Below are 4,696 nucleotides of genomic sequence, written 5' to 3' on the forward strand. Positions count from 1 at the left end.
TCTCTCTGCCAAGTTAGCAGCTAAGAAAATGGGATTGCCATTGTTAGCAGCTAATTGGGGTGTACTACTGGGCGATCGTCATCCCGACAGAGCATTAAAGGAGTTTATTGCTTTGGTGACTTCCCTTTCTCCCTGTGTACTCTACTGGGATGACTTTGATAAAGGCTTTGCTGGCTGGGATTCCAATGCAGATGGAGGTGTGGCACGGCGTTTATCTGCTACTTTACTTACTTGGATGCAAGAGCATCAAGAGCCAGTTTATACCATTGCTACTGTCAATCGCTTGTCAATGCTACCTGCGGAATTAGTGCGTCGCTTTGATGATATCTTTTTTGTGGATTTACCCCATGAAGGGGCAAGATATGAAGTTTTCAATCTACATCTAGCTAAGTATTTTCCAGTATTTCAAGATAATCACTCACCTTGGAGCTTTCTAGAAGCCCAAAAACATTAGCTTCCACTGGATTATCCAGAATTTTGAAACCGTTCTTTTCTAAGAGCTTCTTAAATCCAGGTAAGAGGCAACCTCCACCTATAGCCCAGATTTCATCCCCTTGGTGCTTGGCATCAAGTGTCAAATTCACCACTTTCTTCAAGTATTTTTCATACCAATCTTTCAAACAAGCACTGTATATATCTTTGATATCGATGTCACGGCTGTACTTGGTATGTCCCATTTCCAAACAAAACCGGATCTTGGAGGCATCCCCGATTTTTCCCCCATTTAGATGTTTCATTTTTTGGGAGATATCATCGATGAGAACTTCTACACCGATGGGATAGGCGGTGTGAACTTCTCGTTTCCCCTGGTTGTAACGAGAATACAGAGTCGTTCCATTGCCAAAGTCTAAAATGGTTAATTTTTTCGGCAGTTGATGCCCAAATAATGCACCCATTCCCTCTAGCACAACTTTCAGCACTTCTACTTTCACCTCTGATTGTTTACCAGCAAGTATCGGCTGATATTCTCCATTTAGTACTTTTTGCAATTCTTCAGCCAGACCAACATCATGTAAGCTGACAACTAATTTTAAGTGCCAAGCCTTACGGTGTGGCAGATGTGCCAACGCACCGAATAATGTCAACAACGCATTATTGACTTTATTTTCATTGTTGTCTGTATTCCGGTCAAAATGATAACCTGTGCGGAAGGCTGATTCTCCAACAGTGTAAGCAGTACCATTAAAAACTACTCGTCCGGGTACATCTTTCATCTCGGCATTGGTTATATAGCTGGGGACACGAACTACTTTAAAGCCATCGACTAAAAGTTTTAGGCTTCCATAACCGTTATCAAAGCCAGCAGGAAAAATTTTTTGTAAGGTATGAATGTTCGGCATTGGGGGAAAGGTAATACGGTTCAATTTGTAAAAGTTATCAGATGAGGAGATATGGGGGAGCAGAGGAGAGAAGAATAAAATGACTACCTCTTTTTTCTCCAGCCTCAAGAGCTTATCATACCCCCTTGGGGGCTAAGTGGGGCATAAAGTGTCCAATAGTCAAATATACCCCACAAAACACCCATATATACCCTATACAGGCGTCAAATATTCATCGAAGTCCTGAATCATCTTTGGGGTACATATAGCTCCTATAAAGCCCCCATGAGCATTTATGAAGTTTTATTTTCTGAATAAAATAAAACTGGTTTACTAGATTGCACTATTATGCAATTTAGTTATTTTTGAATGACGAAATTCAGTCTTGACTAAAATCAGCAACAACTAAACGGGACAAAAATCTATTTTTACAACTATCTTCTCGAAGAGTAGGACTTTTTGAGAGCTAAAGAAATGACTAAATAGCGTTAATTACAATTTAGTCATTTGTAAATGACTAAATTACATAATGACTAAATAATTTAAAAACAACATTATGCATTATGATATTGACTAATTTACACAATGCTGCTGGTAGTCAGTAAAATGTTAATTCTTACTTGTGCATCCTTGTCCGGTGCCCAGGGAAAAACAACTGTTGCAATCTTGTTGGGTAGAATGCTTGCTCAAACAGGACAGCGTGTACTGATGATTGATGCCGATCCCCAAGCGAACCTAACTTTTTACCTGGGGCACGAAGTTCAGCAGAATCAACCCACGCTTCTAGAAGTTCTCAAAAAACAGATCAATACTGAAGACGGTATTTACGAAATCGGAGAAAACCTATGGTTAATTCCTGCTGATGATGGATTAGATAATGCTCAAGAATTTTTGTCCGGGAGCGGTATGGGAGCTATTGTTTTGAGCAAACGCTTAAAAGAGGTATCAGATTTATTCCAATACTGCATTGTTGATGCGCCACCTCAGCGATCGCAAATCTGCCTTACATCGTTGGGGGCAGCTGACCATATCATCATTCCTGTAGAAGCATCATCCAAAGGTGTAAATTCTCTCATCCGAACTCTGAGTTTAGTTGAGGAACTTCAAGAAATTGATGCTTTTTCAGGGATAGTGCTTGGCATCTTGCCATTCAGAGATAAATGGGTAGGTAATAACCAAGTCGCACAAAGTAAGGCGAGTATCAGTGCAATGCGAACAATTGCCGAAGAAATAGTCGTTTTACCTTCAATTTTAGAATCTGAACAATTTAAAAAGGCCATAGATAAAGGTGTAAGTTTGTCCTCTCTAGGCTTTGAACAACTCGAAACTCCCTTCCAACAAATTATCGAGAGGTTACAAAAGAATGTCTGATGTTTTTGAGCGCCTTAAGAAAAAGACACGTCCAAGTGTTCCAGCACGGGATACAACACTTGTAAAAGTACAACATGATAACTTACTAAATGACCAAATTACTGAATTTAGTCATTTATCTGAGAAACCAAAACCGGATTTAGATAGTGAGGAAGTAATAAACGATAAGGTAAGCACTTCTAATCAAGAACAGCAGTTAGAGTTAACCCAGATCATCAGGCGAACAATCAGGTTAGAACAGGACATTGATACCAAGCTAGATACGTTTTGCAATGTAAATAAAATTACTAGAGATACTTTCCTAGAAGCTGCATTTATCGTCTGCTCAGAAAATGAGGAATTATTGCAAGAGGTACTAAACCAAGCTAGAAAACGTTATCAACAGCGTAAACAAGCTGGTGAACAACGCAAATTTCAGACATTGGCTAAGAAAATCAACGTTAACGATTAAGTTAACCCTAATCTATCCGTGAGAGGTTAAGGTAATTGCACAAATGTCCGTGAGAGTGCAGGAAACTACACTTACGAGTTTTAGTCAAATTCTATTGCCAATGGTGAGTTATAAAGCTTTAAGGAACTGCACTGGTTCTGTAGCCTCACGGCTGTTATTCACAAAAATATCAGCAATTAGTCGTAAAACTTCAGCCTGTTCTTCTGGAGGTGCTTCAGCAATTAGCGATCGCAGGCTAATTCCTGGCCTCTGACCAAATAACTCAGATAAATACCACACCCTAGCTTCTACCGGAATAGCCAAAAGTAGCGCTATTAGTTTTGATGCTCCTAGATCCGCCTTCCCGCGACGAAAGCGGGATAACATTACTTCTGACACTTTAGCCTGTTCAGCAGTTTTCTTCGCTTCCAAATTGAAGCGATTCATCATCTCATCGAATAACTGCTGATAACTTTGTGTTTTTTCTGATACAAAACTTTGCATTGCTTTGCTAATTATACTTAAGTTTAACGGTTATACTATTTGATGTTTGATTAAACGACAACGATGATGTATACCCTAATCTTACCAAACTCTTGCTAGGAGTGCTTTTTCCCAGACATATCTTTAACTTCACATTACTAGCATAGCCATCAAATAAATACCTTGTCGCGATTGAATATAAAAATTCGTTGACTAAGTGTTAATGATGGACACCTAAAAAATTAGTCTCTATCCCAACGGATCGAGGTGAAATTTTATCTTTTCATTTGTATTAGCAAAATTGTGACACAACCAAATTCAAAAATTCAGGGACGTTTCTATCCACTTAAGCATGAAGAATGGCTGAAAGCCTGCCGTGAACTCACACCAGCACAGAGGGATGTCCTATACTACATCCGAACCATTGACCCTTATAACCAAGGGATTGACATCAATGCCGCTGAGGTAGCTCGTCAGCTGTCAGCACCAGAGCGGATAGTCCACAGGCAAACTGTAAGCCGCGCTCTTAAGGAATTAGACGCAAAGGGATTCATTGATCTAGAGCTATTGCAAGTCAGAACCAAGGTGAAACCAAAGGGATTATGGTGCAATGACACACCTGAATTTATTGAAGACACCGATGGTGTAATGATGCACCCAAGGTGTGATGACGCACCAATGGTGTGTGAAGACACCGATGGTGTGATCATGCACCCAAGGTGTAATGACGCACCGAGCGCGATCGCCACGCACCACGCTGGATCACCACGCACCACGATGGATCGTGACGCACCATGCGCGATCGCCACGCACCACGCAGAGGCTGAAAGTCTTGTGGAGAGAGAATTTCAAAACCCTAAGATCAATAAGAATTATTTAGACCTTATAAAGACTCTCTCAGAAGACGAGCGAGCGAATTTTCTAGAATTTTGTGAGGAAAAAACCAAAAATCTTAGCCAGCCAGTAAATGACATTGAGGCTTGGTTAGCTCACAAGAACAAAGCCGGAAGGAATCGCTGGGAAGTTTATTACGAAAAATATCTGGCTTCAAAACAGGTACAAGCCAAAAAAACTGAAACAAAAAATGCTCGAG

6 protein-coding genes are annotated in these 4,696 nt (G+C 40.4%); 4 read left to right on the forward strand and 2 right to left on the reverse strand.

Translation table 11 applies throughout. The features are described 5' to 3' along the window. Window positions 1-454, forward strand: a 454-nt coding sequence (locus LC653_RS44755; protein WP_229501666.1) for an AAA family ATPase, incomplete at its 5' end; no start/stop codon positions are given. On the opposite strand, the gene LC653_RS44760 is transcribed toward LC653_RS44755, so the two are convergent. Continuing rightward, the gene (locus LC653_RS44760) at window positions 387-1,340 is read right to left on the reverse strand and encodes a ParM/StbA family protein (RefSeq protein ID WP_229501667.1); all 954 of its coding nucleotides are present in this window, start codon (window positions 1,338-1,340) and stop codon (window positions 387-389) included. The genes LC653_RS44755 and LC653_RS44760 overlap by 68 nt on opposite strands. Window positions 1,341-1,925: 585 nt before the next feature. Between LC653_RS44760 and LC653_RS44765 the strand changes: the two genes are divergently transcribed. Further along, on the forward strand, window positions 1,926-2,690 hold the full coding sequence (locus LC653_RS44765; protein WP_229501668.1) for a ParA family protein: 765 nt from the start codon (window positions 1,926-1,928) through the stop codon (window positions 2,688-2,690). Continuing rightward, complete coding sequence (locus tag LC653_RS44770) at window positions 2,683-3,141, forward strand: carboxysome distribution maintenance protein McdB (RefSeq protein WP_229501669.1); 459 nt, start codon at window positions 2,683-2,685, stop codon at window positions 3,139-3,141. The genes LC653_RS44765 and LC653_RS44770 overlap by 8 nt, the downstream gene beginning before the upstream one ends. A 108-nt stretch (window positions 3,142-3,249) precedes the next feature. On the opposite strand, the gene LC653_RS44775 is transcribed toward LC653_RS44770, so the two are convergent. After that, complete coding sequence (locus LC653_RS44775) at window positions 3,250-3,624, reverse strand: hypothetical protein (RefSeq protein ID WP_069069515.1); 375 nt, start codon at window positions 3,622-3,624, stop codon at window positions 3,250-3,252. Window positions 3,625-3,906: 282 nt separating this feature from the next. On the opposite strand from LC653_RS44775, the gene LC653_RS44780 reads away from it, so the two are divergent. Continuing rightward, the coding region (locus LC653_RS44780; protein ID WP_229501670.1) for a MarR family transcriptional regulator at window positions 3,907-4,696 on the forward strand (790 nt) is incomplete at its 3' end.

It is taken from the genome of Nostoc mirabile CHAB5784, from assembly GCF_020829645.1.
Taxonomy (GTDB): Bacteria; Cyanobacteriota; Cyanobacteriia; order Cyanobacteriales; family Nostocaceae; genus Nostoc; species Nostoc mirabile.

Bases quoted from the DNA above. Each gene is read 5' to 3' on its own strand.
- LC653_RS44760 (WP_229501667.1), bottom strand. From the start codon at position 1,340: ATGCCGAACATTCATACCTTACAAAAAATTTTTCCTGCTGGCTTTGAT.
- LC653_RS44765 (WP_229501668.1), top strand. From the start codon at position 1,926: ATGTTAATTCTTACTTGTGCATCCTTGTCCGGTGCCCAGGGAAAAACA.
- LC653_RS44770 (WP_229501669.1), top strand. From the start codon at position 2,683: ATGTCTGATGTTTTTGAGCGCCTTAAGAAAAAGACACGTCCAAGTGTT.
- LC653_RS44775 (WP_069069515.1), bottom strand. From the start codon at position 3,624: ATGCAAAGTTTTGTATCAGAAAAAACACAAAGTTATCAGCAGTTATTC.